The sequence below is a fragment of the Kitasatospora gansuensis genome, from assembly GCF_014203705.1.
GTDB lineage: Bacteria > Actinomycetota > Actinomycetes > Streptomycetales > Streptomycetaceae > Kitasatospora > Kitasatospora gansuensis.
This window is the reverse complement of the sequence record NZ_JACHJR010000001.1, coordinates 7,685,308-7,701,020: the sequence shown is the minus strand read 5'-3', so window position 1 is coordinate 7,701,020 and position 15,713 is coordinate 7,685,308. Positions and strand designations below refer to the sequence as shown.

The 15,713-nt window shown below is 72.0% G+C and carries 13 protein-coding genes and 1 pseudogene; 8 read left to right on the top strand and 6 right to left on the bottom strand.

The features are described from left to right. Nucleotides 1–75: 75 nt before the first annotated feature. Nucleotides 76–1,257: an alpha/beta hydrolase gene (locus F4556_RS34695; protein WP_184923288.1), complete on the bottom strand. Its 1,182-nt coding sequence runs from the start codon at nt 1,255–1,257 to the stop codon at nt 76–78. A gap of 190 nt (nt 1,258–1,447) precedes the next feature. On the opposite strand from F4556_RS34695, the gene F4556_RS34690 reads away from it, so the two are divergent. Then, nucleotides 1,448–1,894: a DUF2690 domain-containing protein gene (locus F4556_RS34690; protein WP_184923287.1), complete on the top strand. Its 447-nt coding sequence runs from the start codon at nt 1,448–1,450 to the stop codon at nt 1,892–1,894. Nucleotides 1,895–1,901: 7 nt separating this feature from the next. Here F4556_RS34690 and F4556_RS34685 read toward each other — a convergent pair whose 3' ends face one another. Next, nucleotides 1,902–2,723, bottom strand: coding sequence for a siderophore-interacting protein (locus F4556_RS34685; protein WP_184923285.1), 822 nt, complete (start codon nt 2,721–2,723; stop codon nt 1,902–1,904). A gap of 26 nt (nt 2,724–2,749) precedes the next feature. After that, nucleotides 2,750–3,784 carry an ABC transporter substrate-binding protein gene (locus F4556_RS34680; protein WP_184923283.1) on the bottom strand — a complete coding sequence of 345 codons (1,035 nt, stop codon included), beginning with the start codon at nt 3,782–3,784 and terminating at the stop codon, nt 2,750–2,752. Between the two features lie 168 nt (nt 3,785–3,952). Between F4556_RS34680 and F4556_RS34675 the strand changes: the two genes are divergently transcribed. From F4556_RS34675 to F4556_RS39905, 5 genes and pseudogenes are all read left to right on the top strand, one after another. Then, nucleotides 3,953–4,990, top strand: a complete 1,038-nt coding sequence (locus tag F4556_RS34675; protein WP_313069043.1) for a FecCD family ABC transporter permease — start codon at nt 3,953–3,955, stop codon at nt 4,988–4,990. Further along, complete coding sequence (locus tag F4556_RS34670; RefSeq protein WP_184923281.1) at nt 4,987–6,018, top strand: FecCD family ABC transporter permease; 1,032 nt, start codon at nt 4,987–4,989, stop codon at nt 6,016–6,018. The genes F4556_RS34675 and F4556_RS34670 overlap by 4 nt, the downstream gene beginning before the upstream one ends. 14 nt (nt 6,019–6,032) lie before the next feature. Continuing rightward, nucleotides 6,033–6,824: an ABC transporter ATP-binding protein gene (locus tag F4556_RS34665; RefSeq protein WP_184923279.1), complete on the top strand. Its 792-nt coding sequence runs from the start codon at nt 6,033–6,035 to the stop codon at nt 6,822–6,824. Nucleotides 6,825–6,877: 53 nt separating this feature from the next. Then, nucleotides 6,878–7,399 (top strand): hypothetical protein, encoded by a 522-nt coding sequence (locus F4556_RS34660; RefSeq protein WP_221503768.1) that lies wholly within the window; start codon nt 6,878–6,880, stop codon nt 7,397–7,399. Nucleotides 7,400–7,451: 52 nt separating this feature from the next. Beyond that, a pseudogene (locus F4556_RS39905) lies at nt 7,452–7,655 on the top strand (hypothetical protein); the annotation flags it as partial. A gap of 55 nt (nt 7,656–7,710) precedes the next feature. On the opposite strand, the gene F4556_RS34655 reads toward F4556_RS39905, so the two are convergent. Both F4556_RS34655 and F4556_RS34650 read right to left on the bottom strand, forming a co-directional pair. Next, a complete protein-coding gene (locus F4556_RS34655) occupies nt 7,711–8,241 on the bottom strand; it encodes an NUDIX hydrolase (protein ID WP_184923277.1) in 531 nt (176 codons plus the stop codon). A 34-nt stretch (nt 8,242–8,275) separates the two neighbouring features. After that, nucleotides 8,276–9,529: a Rossmann-fold NAD(P)-binding domain-containing protein gene (locus F4556_RS34650; RefSeq protein ID WP_246511172.1), complete on the bottom strand. Its 1,254-nt coding sequence runs from the start codon at nt 9,527–9,529 to the stop codon at nt 8,276–8,278. Nucleotides 9,530–9,850: 321 nt separating this feature from the next. Between F4556_RS34650 and F4556_RS34645 the strand changes: the two genes are divergently transcribed. Continuing rightward, entirely contained in the window at nt 9,851–11,512 is a 1,662-nt protein-coding gene (locus F4556_RS34645) for a glycoside hydrolase family 99 protein (RefSeq protein ID WP_184923275.1), read from the top strand. Nucleotides 11,513–11,590: 78 nt separating this feature from the next. Continuing rightward, nucleotides 11,591–12,538, top strand: a complete 948-nt coding sequence (locus F4556_RS34640) for a tellurite resistance/C4-dicarboxylate transporter family protein (RefSeq protein WP_313069040.1) — start codon at nt 11,591–11,593, stop codon at nt 12,536–12,538. Between the two features lie 44 nt (nt 12,539–12,582). Here the strand turns inward: F4556_RS34640 and F4556_RS39620 are convergent, their stop codons facing one another. Then, entirely contained in the window at nt 12,583–15,267 is a 2,685-nt protein-coding gene (locus F4556_RS39620; RefSeq protein WP_184923271.1) for an NPCBM/NEW2 domain-containing protein, read from the bottom strand. Nucleotides 15,268–15,713 lie beyond the last annotated feature (446 nt).

Here is a 15,713-nt window from a genome sequence, read left to right as displayed (position 1 = left end):
CCTGACCACCCAGCAGGTGAACGGCAGCGCTCGAAGTGAAGCCCAGCGCGCGGCGGCGCGCGGCGGCGCGCGGCGCTACTCCCCGAGCGCCGTCCGCCCGTCGTGGCTCCAGCGGAACTCCACCTCGGGGAACCGCTGCGAGGCGCTGTCCAGCAGCGGCGACGGGCGGCCGAGCAGGAAGCGGTCGAAGAAGGCCCGGGTGTACGTCCGGATGATCCCGGTCGACCGGGCCGGGGCGATCGTGCCGAGCAGTTCGGCGTACCAGTCCGCGGGCCAGCTGGCGGGCAGCCCGCCCTCGGCGGCGAAGTGCGGCAGGTCGGTGTACGTCAGGTGCCCGCTGCCCCGGGCGCGCAACTGGCGGGCCCAGCCGCGTTGGTGGTCCCGCCAGCGGCGCCAGGTGTCGTGGTCCTCCAGGGCGGTGAGCAGCAGGTAGGGCCGGTCCAGACCGAGGTCGGGGACGGCCGAGCCGAAGAACGCGGCGTCCAGGCCGAGCGCGGCCCGGAAGCGCGGGTCCACCCGCAGCACCTCGGCCGCGGCGGACCCGCCCATCGAGTGCCCGAGCACCCCGATCCGTCCAGGGTCTCCGACTGGCCAGCTGCCGTGACGGTGGGTCAGGACGGTGGCGAGGAACCGCAGGTCGCCCACCCGGGCAGCGATCTCCAGCCGCTCCTGGACGTCCCAGTCGGGCGGCTCGTCCGGCAGCACGCCGCGCACCACCCGCCCGTCGGGGAACTCCACCAGCGCGGCGTCGTAGGTGTGGTCCGGCGCCGCCACCAGGTAGCCGTACGAGGCCAACTCCTCGGCCAGCGCGGTGCAGTTGCCGCGCCCGCCCTGGCGGCCGTGGCCGAGCAGGAGCAGCGGCAGCGCGCCGGGGACGGCGGGTGCGCCGATCCGGGCGTGCGGCCGGACCGCCGACACGGTGCCCGGTGTCAGGGGCAGCCCCGCCTCCAGATCGGCCGCGACCAGGGCGCTGGCGTAGCGGGCCCGGCGGTGTCCGGCGGCACTGAGGGCGGGGTACCAGAGCTGCACCATCAGCTCGCGGGGGCGGCGGTCCGGCGCGAACGGGTCGTCCCGGTCCGGGTCCACCAGGTGCAGGTCGACGGTGCCGACCGGTCGGCGGCCGGTCGGGGCCGGGAGCTCGATCGCCCGGGCATCCGCACCCGCATCCGCGTACGCGGCGCCCGCCGCGACGGCGGGCAGCGCGAGCGCGCCGGCGCCCACCCCGCCGAGAACCAGGACCGACCGACGCGAGACCATCCAGCACCCCAAGGGCCACAGTGCGCGAACCTGACGGCCACTCAGCCTAGGTGGTCTGGACCACATTGCCCAGACCTCGAACGGCACCGGCCGTCACCCGAACTGCTGAACCACTGTCACACCCCACATGGGCGTTCGCGCCAACGGGTACTCCGAGCACGAAGGTTCGCCACCGGAACGGGAGACCCGCATGACACCCCCACGCATCCTGGCCACGGTCGGGGCCACCCTGGCCGTCCTGCTCGGTACCACGGCCGCCGCCCCCGCCCTCGCCGAGCCCGCGCAGCCGCTCCTGGCCGCCTCCTGCAAGGCCGCCACCTGCAACGGCAAGGACCCGGTCACGGCGGGCTGCGCGCCCGACGGCAAGCTGGTGGAGAGCGTGCCGCTGGCGACCGACCGGAGCATCAAGGTCGAGCTGTTCCACAGCAACGCCTGCCAGGCCAACTGGGCCCGCAGCGTCAACGCCCCGAACGGCGGCGCGGTGCTGGTGACCAACAAGAAGGGCGCCAAGTACGTCCGGAACACCGACGGCGCCAAGACGTACGTCTGGACGCTGATGGTGGACGGCACCGTCCAGGCCCAGGCCTGCCTCGGCCCGCAGAACAGCGATGCGCTGACCTGCACGAAGTACCACTGACCGGCCGTCAGGCCGCAGCCTCCGCCTCCGCGCGCAGGTCCTCCTCGGTGGCCCCCAGTCGCCAGTAACCGGTGAAGGTGACGGCCCGTCGGTCGAAGCCCCGCTCCCCGACCAGATGGCGGCGGACCGAGCGGACGGCCGCCGCCTCCCCCGCCACCCAGGCGTACGGGGTGCCCTCCGGGAGGGCGGCGGACCGCAGCGCGTCCAGCACCACCCCGGGCCTGGCACCGTCGCGCGGCAGCCAGTGCAGCTCCAGGTCGGCGGCGGTCGACAGCTCCAACCGGTCGGCCCCGTCCGGAACTTCGAGGAAGGCCAGCGCCCGGGTGCCGGCCGGTAGCCACTCCAGGATCGCGGCGGCGGCCGACAACGCCGTCTCGTCTGCGGTCAGCAGCACCCAGTCATTCCCGGCCGGGGGCCGGAACTGCACGCTGGGGTTGTCCGCCTCGGTCGGGCCGATCAGCAGCACCCGGTCGCCCGCCGCGGCCCGCCCGGCCCAGCGCGAGGCCGGGCCGGCGTCGCCGTGCAGCACGAAGTCCACGTCCACCTCGCCGAGTTCGGGCCGCGCGGCGCGCACGGTGTACGAGCGCATTACCGCCCGGACCTCCTCCGGCAGCGCGCGCCAGGCGTGGAACCAGCCCTCGCCCTCCGCCACCGGGACCACCGGGGCGTCCTGCCCCGGGTGCGGCAGGAACAGCGAAAAGCTCTGGTCCCGGCCACCCGAGGCGAAGCCGGTCAGCTGCTCACCACCGAAGGTGACCCGGAGCAACGCGGGGCTGATCCGCTCGGTGCGGACCACGTGGGCGGCGAAGAAGGCGAAGGGCACGGTCATCCGAGGACTCCTGGGGTGATGGGTGGTCAGCCGAGCTTGCGGGCGCCCTGGATGGCCTTGGCGAGGTTCTCCAGCAGCGGCGCGGCGCCCGCCCAGGAGAACCGGGGCACCGCGTCCCAGGGGGTGATCTGGTTGGCCTGCACGGCGGGCAGCTGGGCCCAACCCGGCTTGCCCGCCAGGTCCTTGGGCTGCAGGGCGGTGCTGCGCTGGTCGAGCAGCAGCAGGTCGGCCCGGTACTTGCCCGCGTTCTCCCAGCTCAGGCTCTCGAAGTAGCCGCCCTGGTCGAGCTTGTCCGGGACGACGATGTCGACGCCCAGGTCGCGGAAGTACATCAGGTCGGTGCTGACCCCGGGGTTGGAGGCGTAGAACAGGTCGGCCGCGCCGGAGCAGGCGAGCACCCGCAGCCCGCCGCTCGCCTTGGCAGCCTGCCGCAGCGTCTCGGCGGCGGCCTCGAACCTGGCCTTGGCGTCGACCACCTGCTTGGCCTTCAGGTCGGCGCCGAGCGAGGCGGCCAGCTCGGCGTAGCGGCGGATCGGCTCGGTCAGCGGGACCCGGCCGGTGGTGATCGTGACCACGGGGGCGAGCGCGAGGATCTTGTCCTTGCTCTCGTCCGGGACGTACCAGTAGGCGTCCGGGTCGTACATGTGGGTGACCAGCAGGTCCGGGCGGAGCGCGGCGTACTTCTCGATGCCGAACTCGCCCCAGGCGTTGCCGACGATCTGCACCTTGGCCAGGTCCAGGTCGCCCGCCTGCGGGTCGGGCTTCCCGTCCGCGCCCTTGGTCTCGCCGAAGACGCCGACCAGCTGGTCGTGCAGGCCGAAGTCGTGCAGCGCGGCGGCGGTGCCGGTGAAGGCGACGATCCGCTGCGGCCGGCTCTTCGCGGTGACCTCCTTCTTCCGGTCGTCGGTGAACGACCACGGGCCGCCCGCCGCCGCGCCGGTGGCGTCCGACCCGGACGAGCCCGCGCTGCCGCAGGCGGCGATCAGGGCCCCGGCTCCGACGGCGCCGGTGGCGGCGAGCAGACCGCGGCGGGTGAACTGGGCGGGACCGGCGTGAGGCATGGCGGTGGCTTCTCTCGTCTGGGCAAGGGGTGCGGGCACGCCGGTGGACAGGCATGCCGGACGGCCGGGACCGTCGGAACCGGCCCGTCGAATATTAGGTTAGCCTAACCTTCGTTACTGCCCATCAGCTCGGGCTCTCGCCCCGGGTCGCACCGGAAGTCGCGCCACGTGTCCTCCAAAGCTCCCCCCTCGGTGGCGGGCCCGCTCCGCCTGCCGGGGCGTCAGGCCCGCCGGGCCGCCGGACTGTTCACCTGCCTCCTGCTGCTGCTCGCCGTCTGCGCGCTCAGCCTCGCCGTCGGCGCCCGCCAGCTGACGCTGCCCCAGGTCTGGCACGGGCTCTGGGACGAGGGTTCGACCGGCTGGACCGTCGTGCACGAGATGCGCCTCCCCCGCACCCTGCTCGGACTGCTGGTCGGCTGCGCCCTCGGCCTCGCGGGCGGCGTGATGCAGGCCCTGACCCGCAATCCGCTGGCCGACCCCGGCCTGCTCGGTATCAACGCGGGCGCCTCGGCGGCCGTCGCCACAGCGATCACCTTCCTCGGCGTCACGAGCTTCACCGGCTACATCTGGTTCGCCCTGCTCGGCGCCGCCCTGGTCTCGGCCGCGGTGTACGCGGTCGGCGGCGGCCGCGGCGCCACCCCCGCCCGGCTGGCCCTGGCCGGAGCCGCGCTGAACGCCACGCTCTACTCGTACGTCAGCGCGGTGATGCTGCTCAGCGCGGCCTCCCTGGAGCGGATGCGGTTCTGGACCGTCGGCTCGCTCGCCTCCGCGCAGCCGGGCACCGTGGTCAAGCTGCTGCCGTTCGTCCTGGCCGGCTCGCTGCTCGCGCTGGCGCTCGCCCAGCCTCTCAACGCCCTTGCGCTGGGCGAGGATTCGGCCACCGCGCTGGGCGCCAGGCCCGGCCGGGTCCGGACCGGCGCACTGGTCGCGGTCGGCCTGCTCTGCGGGGCGGCCACCGCCGCGTGCGGACCGATCGTCTTCGTCGGCCTGCTGGTCCCGCACCTGGTCCGCACCCTCACCGGGCCCGACCTGCGCTGGCTGCTGCCGTACTGCGCGGTGCTGGCCCCCGTGCTGATGCTCGGCGCGGACGTGCTCGGCCGGGTGCTGGGCCGGCCCGGCGAGCTCCAGGTGGGCATCGTCACGGCGGTGCTCGGCGGGCCGGTCTTCCTGTACTTCGTCCGGCGGCCGAAGGCGGTGCGGGCATGAAGGTGTTCAGGACCACCGGCGGACTGTCCGTCCAACTCCGGCCCCGGGCACTGACGGTGGGCCTGGCCTGCCTGCTGGCGGCGCTGGCCGTCGGGGTGCTGGCGATCGGCAGCGGCGACTTCCCGATCTCCCCGGCCGAGGTACTCCGGGCGCTGGCCGGGAACGGCGACCCGGCCCAGGAGTTCATCGTCCGTGAACTGCGGCTGCCCCGGGTGGCCACCGCCCTGCTGGTGGGCGCCGCGCTCGCGCTGTCCGGCGCGGTGTTCCAGTCGCTGGTGCGCAATCCGCTCGGCAGCCCCGACGTGCTGGGCTTCACCCAGGGCTCGGCCGCCGGGGCACTGACCGCGATCGTGCTGTTCGGCGGCGGCTCGTTCGCCCTGTCGCTCGGCGCGCTGGCCGGCGGGGTGCTGACCGGCGTCCTGATCCACCTGCTGGCCTGGCGGCACGGCGTGCACGGCAGCCGGCTGGTACTGACCGGCATCGGCATCGCCGCGATCCTCACCGGCCTCAACGGCTACCTGCTCACCCGGGCCCAACTCACCGACGCCGCCCGGGCAATGCTCTGGCTGACCGGCAGCCTGGACGGGCGAGGCTGGGAGCAGGCCGTCCCGCTGCTGGCCGCACTGGCCGTGCTGGTGCCGGTGGTGCTGTTCGGCTTCGGGCGCTCGCTGCGCCTGCTGGAGATGGGCGACGAGGCCGCGTTCGCGCTCGGCGTCCGGGTGCGGCTGGTCCGGCCGGTGCTGCTGGCCGCCGCCGTCCTGCTCGCCTCCTTCGCGGCGGCCGCCGCCGGGCCGGTCTCCTTCGTCGCCCTGACCGCCCCTCAGCTGGCCCGCCGGCTGACCCGGGCACCGGGGCCGAACCTGGCGGCCTCGATGACGGTCGGCGCAGCACTGCTGGTCGGCGCCGACTGGCTGGCCCAGCACCTGGTCCCCGACCGGCAGTTGCCGGTCGGCGTGGTCACCGGCGTGCTCGGCGGCGGCTACCTGGTGTGGCTGCTGGCCACCGAACGCAAGGCGGGACGGATATGACGAGGAGCACGGACATGAACCCCCGACTGTCTGGACAGGGCCTGACCCTCGCGTACGAACAGCGCACCGTCGCCCGGGACTTGACGGTGACGATCCCGGACAACTCGTTCACCGTGATCGTCGGCCCGAACGCCTGCGGCAAGTCCACCCTGCTGCGGGCGCTGGCCCGGGTGCTCCGGCCCAAGGACGGTCAGGTCCTGCTGGACGGCCGGGACATCGCGACCGTCGCACCGCGCACCGTGGCCCGCACCCTCGGCCTGCTGCCGCAGAGCTCGGTCGCCCCCGACGGCATCACGGTCGCCGAGCTGGTCTCCCGGGGCCGCCACCCGCACCAGGGGCTGCTGCGGCAGTGGTCCCGGGAGGACGAGCGGATCACCGACGAGTCGATGGCCGCCACCGGCGTCCTGGAGCTGGCGGACCGTCAGGTCGAGGAACTCTCCGGCGGCCAGCGGCAGCGGGTCTGGATCGCCATGGCGCTGGCCCAGCAGACCCCGCTGCTCCTGCTGGACGAGCCCACCACCTACCTCGACATCGCCCACCAGATCGAGGTGCTCGACCTCTGCGCCCGGCTGCACGAGGAGCAGGGCCGCACCCTGGTCGCCGTCCTGCACGACCTCAACCACGCGGCCAGGTACGCCACCCACCTGATCGCCATGCGGGACGGCGAGGTGCTCGCCGAGGGCGACCCGGCCCGGATCGTCACGGCCGACCTGGTCGAACAGGTCTTCCGGCTCCGCTGCCGGGTGATCGAGGACCCGGAGACCGGCAAGCCCCTGGTGATCCCGGCCGCCCGCGCCCGGGCCTGACGGTACGTTCGAATCCGCCCACGTGACGCATTCTCATATGATCAACTGACGACATGAGCACCACGCACACATCCCTCGGCCCGCTGGTACAGGTCGACGGCCGCTGGCTGGTGGGCGACCACCAGCGGCCCGGCGGCGTCTGGCTGGAGTTCCGCACCGACGGCCTGTGCCTGCACACGGCGGACGCCGAGGAGCAGGTCACCCCCTGGGCCAGGATCATGGACCTGAACCGCTTCACCCTCGGCGGCCGCTACCCCCGGGGCTCGTACGGCATGCTGGCACTGCTCGGCGGCTGGCGGGGCCCGTGGCAGGGACGCGGCCGCGGCTACCTGCACATGACGCTGCGTCACCCGTACGAGGACTGGCTCGCGCCCTTCGACCGCCACCCCCGCCCGTACGGCTTCACCGAGCTCGCGCTCTTCGAGGCGCTCCTACTCCGGACCGGCAGCTCGGGCGAGGTCCACCGCCTCGGCGACGGCGAGTGGCTCGGCCGCGCGGTCCGGCTGCTCGCCGGGCAGCGACCCCGGACCGCCCGCGGGATCCGCGACGCGGTCACCGCGGCCCTGCAGGCCTGACCCACGATCAGCGGGCGCCTCGGGTCGGGCCGGTCTGCTTGCATGGTGCCCCATGAACGCAATACTCACCAGCGTCATCGCGGTCCTCGGCACCCTCCTTGGATCGACGGTGACGCACGCCTTCCAGCAGCGCTCCGCCCGCCGCACCGAGCACAACACCCGCGCCGACCGCCTCCGCCAGGAGCGGCTGACCGCCTACGGCACGTACGCCGGGCTGCTCGTCGAGTTCCGCCAGGCCGCGCTGCACCACTGGTTCTGCGTGCACGAGGGCAACGACGCCGAGGACGAAGTGGCCCTCCGCAGGCGCTCGTTTAGGGGGCACCAGGCGGGGGTCCCGACCTCAGAAGCTTCACGTACTGCCGGATGCGCAGCACGTCTTCGGGGAAGCAGCTGTCCCAGCCCTGGTCCAGCCGCATCCAGGCCGCAGGCTGCCCGTCCTCCGCGATCAGCGGCTCCTCCGGGTCGCCGATCGCGGCATAGGAGAGGGACAGCGTCTCCGACCAACCCGGACCGAACGACCGCACCGCCACCGCGGCGGGCCGCTCCAACAACCGTGGCCGCAGCCCGGTCTCCTCGGCCAGTTCCCGGGCCGCGCCAGCACGCGGACACTCTCCGGGCTCGACCTTGCCACCGGGCGGGACCAGCCCGCGCCACGGATGCCTGACCAGCACGATCTGCTCCAGGGCTGCATCCAGGACCCACACCTCGGCGCCCAACGGCTCCACAGCGCCAACCAGCGCAGAGCGCAACCAGGCCCCGGCCCGGTCGAACTCCAGCGTCGCGCTCCCGGCGTCAGCGACGGCAGCATCCAGCGGTCGCTGCTCGAACACGCTACGGATCATTGCGACAGGCTATAAACCGCCACCGACACCACCGTCAGCGCGGCGCCTCCGGGACGCTCTCCCGCGTCGGCGGCAGGGCCTGGCCACCGATGTCGGCCACGCCGTCCAGCTGCTGCCGCCACCAGGCGGTCATCGCCGGTTCGGTCATCGCCGACCAGTCGGGGGTACGTTCCGCCTGGGCCAGGCCGAGGCGGCGGGCCAGGGCGACCAGCTCCCGGCCGGTGGCGCCCCGGGCCGCCTGGTAGGAGCGGAGCAGACCGTCCCAGGAGTCTGCCTGCCGCCAGGCCGCCTCGAAGGCGGTGGCGTCCTGCAGGGCCTTGGCCGCGCCGCTGGTGTTGTGCGGCCGGACCACCGAGGCGGCGTCCCCGGCGAGCAACAGGCGCTCCCCCACCGTGAGTTCGGTCTCCAGGTCGTAGATCGGCTGCACGAAGGTACGCTCCGGCGGGGTCAGCCCGATCACCCCAACCCAGTACGGCGGGAACCAGCGCTGCGCCAACCAGGCCAGGTGGGCGGCCAGTTCACCCGTCACCCCGCCCGGCGGGAGGCTGGTCGGGTCGTCCAGCCGCAGGCCGGTCTCCGGCGGGACGGCGTAGCACACCCAGTTCACCATCGGCCCGTCCGGCCCGGGGATCCGGTAGATCACGCAACTGCCGCCCGGGATACCGACGGTGACCGCGTCGGTGGTCGGCCAGTCGGTGCCGCCGTCCGCCGGGGTGCCCAGCGCGGCCAGCCGGTCGGCGGGGTAGCTGCCGCGCCAGCAGATGTACCCGGCGTAGCTCGGCCGGGCACCGGGACAGACCGCCTCCCTGACCACCGACCGGTAGCCGTCCGCACCCACCACCAGGTCGAACCGCTCCACCGACCCGTCCGCCAGCCGTACTTCGGCCCGGTCGGCGTACCCGCGCACGCTCTCCACCGCCGCGCCCTGCCGGTAGTCCACGCCGGCCGGGGTGGCCGCGCGCATCCCGCGCCAGAGCAGGCCCCAGTGGTAGGAGTGGAACGGGAAGGGCTGATCCCACATCACCCGCCCGGTCCGGGAATCCCCGTCCTGGACCAGCCACTTGCGCCGGGTCAGCCGGTGCGCGGCGATACCCGGGGCGAGCACCCCGGTACCCGCCAGCTCGGCGGCCCGGTCGTCATGGATCGCCAGACCCACCCCACGATCCGCCAACTGCCCACTGGTCCGCTCCAGCACCACCACCTCGCCGGCCCCCGCCCGGGCCGCCGCCGACGCGAACGCGCAGCCCGCGATACTGCCGCCGACCACCGCGACCCGACCTCCGCGCATAGCCACTCCTCCCTCGGGTGTGCCCTGCCGTCCGTTGCACCCTACCGGCCTTCCCCCGTACGGCACTTGAGTACACGCCTGGGGCGCCCTGAACGAGTCGGCGGGTCTCTGCGCGGGCTCCCAGCTCGAGCGTGCGTTCAGCCCATCCTGGCACCATAGACGTCTTATTGCGCCCTGCTGGCATGTTTTTGCAGCAGACGAGCGATCTATTGCCCTTACGTGCCCATCTCATTACGCTCTCCGCATCGGACTCCGCGCTGCCACCACTGCTCAACCAACGTTTCCGGCCACGGAGTTGACGACAAGTCGGAGGAGATCCAGATGGGTGTCACGCGTCGGACGTTCCTGCAGGCCGCGGCCGCGGCGGGCATCGCCGGAGCAACGGGGCTCGGGGAGACCGCGGTAGCGGCGAGCGCGCCCGGCGATGTGGTCGGCAAGGTGACTGTGGGCTACCAAGGCTGGTTCGCCTGCCCCGGGGACGGTGCCCCGGTCAACGGCTGGTGGCACTGGGCCCAGAACTGGGGCCAGGCGCCGTCCCCCGCCAACAGCGCCGTCGTCGCCTGGCCCGACGTCCGCGACTACCCGACCACCTACCGCACCGCCTACGACAGCCTCGGCAACGGGCAGCCCGCCTCGCTGTTCTCCTCCTACGACCAGTCGACCGTCGACGTGCACTTCCGCTGGATGAAGCAGTACGGCATCGACACCGCCGCTCTCCAGCGCTTCAACCCCACCGGCGGCGAGGGGCCGACCCGCGACGCGATGGCGGGCAAGGTGCGCAGCGCGGCGGAGTCCCAGGGCGTCAAGTTCTACCTGATGTACGACGTCTCCGACTGGACGACCATGCAGGCGGACATCAAGACCGACTGGACGAACAAGATGGGGGCGCACACCTCCTCGTCCGCCTACGCGCGGCAGAACGGCAAGCCGGTGGTGTGCATCTGGGGCTTCGGCTTCAACGACAAGCAGCGGCCGTTCGGGCCGGACGCCTGCCTGGACGTGGTGAACTGGTTCAAGGCGCAGGGCTGTTACGTGATCGGCGGGGTGCCGACCTGGTGGCGGACCGGCGACCGGGATTCCCGGCCCGGGTTCACCGGCGTCTACCACGCGTTCGACATGCTCTCGCCGTGGCTGGTCGGCCGGATCGGCAGCGTCGCGGACGCCGACAACTTCTACAACGTCGCGACCGTGCCCGACCTCGCCGACTGCGCCGCGCGCGGCATCGACTACCAGCCGTGCGTGCTGCCCGGCGGGGTCTCCGGTCGGCAGCGCGCCCACGGCGACTTCATGTGGCGGCAGTTCTACAACATGGGCCGGGCCGGGGTGCCGAGCGTCTACATCTCCATGTTCGACGAGTACAACGAGGGCAACCAGATCGCCAAGACCGCCGAGTCCCAGACCTGGGTACCGGTCGGCTCGGGCTTCCTCGCGCTCGACGAGGACGGCACCGCCTGCTCCTCCGACTACTACCTGCGGCTGACCGGCGACGGCGGCCGGATGCTCAAGGGCCAGCTCGCCCTCACTGCCGTCCGACCCACCCCACCAGTAGTCAGCTCACCCCCCGTCAACCTCGCACTGCACCGGCCGACCTCCGAGAGCAGCCACACCCAGGCGTACGGCTCCGGCAACACCGTGGACGGCGATCCGAACAGCTACTGGGAGAGCGCCAACAACGCCTTCCCGCAGTGGCTCCAGGTCGACCTGGGCGCCGCCACCGGCGTCCGCCGGATCGTCCTCACCCTGCCGCCCGCCACCGCCTGGGCCACCCGGACCCAGACCGTCGCCGTCCAGGGCAGCACCGACGGCACCTCCTTCGGGCAGCTGCTGGCCGCCACGGGCTGCACCTTCGACCCGGCCACCGGGAACACCGCCACCCTGACCCTGCCCGCCACCGCGACCACCCGGTACGTCCTGCTCGTCTTCACCGCCAACACGGGCTGGCCGGCCGGGCAGGTCTCCGAGCTCCGGGTGTACGCCGCCTGACCGGTGCGCCCGGCCCCTGAGGACCCGTGCGGACCACACCGATGGCGGGTACCCCTCCGGACACGGTGCGATGGACCGGTGGAGAGACACCGCCCGCATCGATGGGCCGACCTGACCCCCGCCGCCGGAGCCGCGGTCATGGCCACCGGCATCGTCTCCGTGGGGCTGCACCTGACCGGCCGCCAGGTGCTGTCCGCGGTCCTGCTCGTGCTGGCCGCCGGGCTGTGGGTGGTCCTGGCCGCCGACTTCACCTGGCGGCTGCTGCGTGACCGGGACCGGTGGATCACCGAGGCCGACACCCCGCCCGCCCTCACCGGCGTCGCCGCCACCTGCGTGCTCGGCACCCGGCTGGCCCTGTCCGGCCGGCACCCGGCGGCCGCCGTCCTGCTCGCGGTCGCCACGCTCGCCTGGCCGGGACTGCTGATCACCGTGATCCGCCACTGGCGGCGCCGGATGCCCGGGGCGGCGTTCCTGGTCTGCGTCGCCACCCAGGCGCTCGCGGTACTGGCCGCCGTCCTCGCCCCGGTCTACGGCAGCTGGCTGGCCCGGGGCGCGCTCGTGCTGTTCTGCCTCGGCGTGCTGCTCTACGGTCTGGCGCTGTTCCACTTCGATCCGCGACAGGTCGTCAGCGGCGCCGGCGACCAGTGGGTCGCCGGCGGGGCGATGGCGATCTCCGCGCTGGCGGGCTCCAAGCTCCTGCCCTCCCCGCTGTGGACCGGCACCGCCCACACCGTGCTCCGTACCGCGACGCTCACCCTGCTCGGCCTCGCCCTGGCCTGGTACCTGGTCCTGGCGGCCGCCGAGCTCGCGCGCCCTCGGCTGTCCTACGACATCCGCCGCTGGGCCACCGTCTTCCCGCTCGGCATGACCGCCGTCGCCTGCCTGAACGCCGGCCCCGCCACCGGCGTCCACCAGCTCTCCACCCTGGGCCGGCCGCTCCTGTGGATCGCCACCGCCGTCTGGCTGCTCACCCTCGTCGGGTTTCTGCGCCGGGCCTGGTCGGAAGCCGCCGACCCGACGCCGTGACTCCCCGAGCCGGCGGGGGCTCCCGCCGGCTCGGGGATCAACTGTTACCGCGTCAGTTCGGCTCCGGCCCAGTCGGCGTGGTCGCTGTTGATGCCGTCACCCGCGTCCGTCACCTTCAGCACCAGCGAGTTGACGCCCGCGACGCTGACGTCGATCGACTGCGTCGCACTCGCCGGGGTCATCGCGGCCGGGCTCTCGTACAGCTTGACGCCGTCACCCCAGACCTCGAACTTCACCGTCGCGTTCGCACTGACCTCGTCGTCCACACCCACATCCGAACGGAACCGCGCGTACGCACCGTTCAGCGCGTACGTGATGGCGCTGGTGGCGTGCGTACCTACGCCTTTGGCGTAGGCGGTGCCGTTCAGCCGGATCGGGTTCGCGTCGACACTCTTGTCCTTGCGGACGGTGCCCGAACCGATGGTGGGGGTACCGGTCCAGTTCAGGTCGCTGAGGGCCGTCGGCGTCTGGGGGTTGCCGATGAGCTTGGCTCCGGCCCAGTCGGCGTGGTCGCTGTTGATGCCGTCACCCGCGTCCGTCACCTTCAGCACCAGCGAGTTGACGCCCGCGACGCTGACGTCGATCGACTGCGTCGCACTGGCCGGCGTCATCGCGGCCGGGCTCTCGTACAGCTTGACGCCGTCACCCCAGACCTCGAACTTCACCGTCGCGTTCGCACTGACCTCGTCGTCCACACCCACATCCGAACGGAACCGCGCGTACGCACCGTTCAGCGCGTACGTGATCGCGCCGTTGGCGTGCGTGCCAAGGCCCTTGGGGTAAGCCGTGCCGTTGAGCGTGATCGGCCTGGAGTCGACGCTCCGGTCCTTCTGGACCGTGCCGAAGTCGCTCCGGGCGCTGCTCCAGGTGAGATCGCTCAGGTCGACAGTCTGCTCGTTCCCGCCGGCGGTGCCGACGGTCGCGGTCACGGACGCACCGACGGCCACCGGAACGGTCACGTAGGACACCGTCTTGCCGTACAGCGTCTTGGTCTGCGGCGTCTGCGCGACCCCGTTCACGGTGATCGTGGCGGGGGTGCCGTAGAACTCGGCCTCCCAACTCACGGTGCCACCCGAGTTGTTGGTCAACGTGGAGGCCGTCGTGCCGGTGTGCTTCAGCTTCAGGTCGTTGTCGCCGACCTTGAGGTGGTCGAGCTCGACCCACGGCGTCTCGGAGGTCAGCCGCGAGATGGTGGACACCTTGTGGTGCGGGGCGTCCGGCTGCACGCCCATCATCCCGTCGACGACGCTGCTGACCGCCAGGAACGAGATCTCCGGGTAGTTGTCCTTGCCGGTCATGAGCTTCTTGAGCCACGCCCAGCCCTCGGTGGACCGGTTGTACTGGTAGTACATCTCCGGCAGGTACGAGGTCGCCTCGACGTTCAGGTTGTCATCGTTGGCGGCGATGAAGTCCAGGTAGCCGTTGGTCCTGGCACCGTGGTCGCCCAGCCCGGTCAGCATCATCAGGAAGCTGGCCTCGTGGCCCCAACTGCTGTAGCCCGTACCGGCAGCGTCCTTGCCGCGGACGTACCGGTTGTTCGCCGCGTCCCACCAGTTCGCCTCGAAGTTGTTGCGCACCCGCTGGGCCCGGTCGGCCCACTTCGTGCTGTTGGCGGTGTCGCCCTTCGCCTTCAGGATCTCCGAGTACGCCAGCATCGACTGGTACTGGTACCCGAGCGAATCGGCCGCCGAGACCAGGTTCTCGTTCGGGAACTCGAAGAACGTCGCCGTGTACTCCCCCGCCTGCTTCCGCGAAACCGGCTGCTCGGCAGCCGGGTTGGCGTCGTTCCAGGTCACCTCGTGGTTGGTGAGGAACTGACCCATCGTCGAGTCGTAGTACGCGGCGAGGGTCGGATCGTTGATCCAGTCCGCGTTGCCCGTCCACTGGTACTGCTTGTACGCCTTGGTCATCAGGTTGAACGGCGACGGCAGCTCCCGGAAGCCGGTGCCGTCGATGTAGTACATGGCTCCGGACGAGCTGTGCGCCCACAGCGGCCAGCCGTTCTGCCCCGGCTTTGCGGCGTCACCGGCGAAGGTCTTCAGCATGTTCAACGTCTCGGCGTCCAGGCCGAGCACGTGCGCGCCGTCCGACTGGTGGGAGATGTCCCGGTTGTAGTAGGACTCCCGGTTGGTGTACGCACCCCAGTAGCCGGGCGCCACCGTCGTGTGCGTGGCGTCCTTGAGGCGCCACCACTCCGGTTCGTGACCCATCATCGGGTTTCCCGGATAGAACGTCATGCCCAGGGCCCGGTTCTTGCCCCAGTTGAAGCCGTCGTTCAGGGTCGCGTTCGGCGAAGCGATGGACAGCGTGCTGGTCGGCGCCCCCACGTGCTCCTGAATCGTGATCCGGTCGACCCGCGGCACCTCGCCGACGGAGGTGGCCGTCAACTCGACGGTGTCACCGGCCTTGAGCGCCACCTTGCTCGACGTACGGGTGTCGATGTTCATCGGGTCGGTGTAGTCCCGGCCGTACCGCTGGGAGGTCGCCCAGGAATCCACCAGGGCGGAGTTCACGGAGAGCTTGTACGTCACCCCGTTGGCGGTCTTGCCGTTGTAGCGCGTGATCAGGTCGTAGGTGCCGGCGACGCCGTTGAAGGTCGTGCGGGCGATGCTCGTCTGCCCTGCGACACCCCGGGCGTAGGTGACGTTGTCGACCGTGTTGCCGTTCCAGGTGTGGTTCACGGTGTCCGTCGCGAAGTTGGTCAGCGACATGTTCTCGACTTCGATCACATAGGGCCCTGCCGTCAACGCCACTGCGGGGGCGCTGGGAATCACGATTGCGGTGCCGACTGATGCCAGTACGACAGACAGTGCACAGGCAAAACGACGCATGTGCGATCGATCCTTTCGAGTGGGGGCACGCTTCATTCGGGGACGGCCGATCTCGACCGCCCCCGGTGGGGGTGTGGAACACACATCAGGACGGAGCGCCGCTCCGCTCCGGCCGGGGAGGGGGCGGGGCCGGGGAGATCGGGGCGGGCCGTCCGAGCCTTTCGCAGCTCGCTGTGTTGGAAGTAGTTGAACTGTGTTGCCTATTGAGTACTTGGTGGTGACGTGGTGTCAATAGTTGCGTGCAAGTCGACCGCATCGCTTCCACTCACCTGCGGGCCGGGTGCCTCGGATCAGGACTGTCGCCCTCCACGTCCCCGACTGCTGACGCCGGCCTGGACGGAACT

Excerpts from the sequence above, each read along its gene's own strand:
- F4556_RS34695 (WP_184923288.1), bottom strand. The coding sequence starts at position 1,257 with ATGGTCTCGCGTCGGTCGGTCCTGGTTCTCGGCGGGGTGGGCGCCGGC.
- F4556_RS34690 (WP_184923287.1), top strand. The coding sequence starts at position 1,448 with ATGACACCCCCACGCATCCTGGCCACGGTCGGGGCCACCCTGGCCGTC.
- F4556_RS34685 (WP_184923285.1), bottom strand. The coding sequence starts at position 2,723 with ATGACCGTGCCCTTCGCCTTCTTCGCCGCCCACGTGGTCCGCACCGAG.
- F4556_RS34680 (WP_184923283.1), bottom strand. The coding sequence starts at position 3,784 with ATGCCTCACGCCGGTCCCGCCCAGTTCACCCGCCGCGGTCTGCTCGCC.
- F4556_RS34670 (WP_184923281.1), top strand. The coding sequence starts at position 4,987 with ATGAAGGTGTTCAGGACCACCGGCGGACTGTCCGTCCAACTCCGGCCC.
- F4556_RS34665 (WP_184923279.1), top strand. The coding sequence starts at position 6,033 with ATGAACCCCCGACTGTCTGGACAGGGCCTGACCCTCGCGTACGAACAG.
- F4556_RS34660 (WP_221503768.1), top strand. The coding sequence starts at position 6,878 with ATGAGCACCACGCACACATCCCTCGGCCCGCTGGTACAGGTCGACGGC.
- F4556_RS34655 (WP_184923277.1), bottom strand. The coding sequence starts at position 8,241 with ATGATCCGTAGCGTGTTCGAGCAGCGACCGCTGGATGCTGCCGTCGCT.
- F4556_RS34650 (WP_246511172.1), bottom strand. The coding sequence starts at position 9,529 with ATGCGCGGAGGTCGGGTCGCGGTGGTCGGCGGCAGTATCGCGGGCTGC.
- F4556_RS34645 (WP_184923275.1), top strand. The coding sequence starts at position 9,851 with ATGGGTGTCACGCGTCGGACGTTCCTGCAGGCCGCGGCCGCGGCGGGC.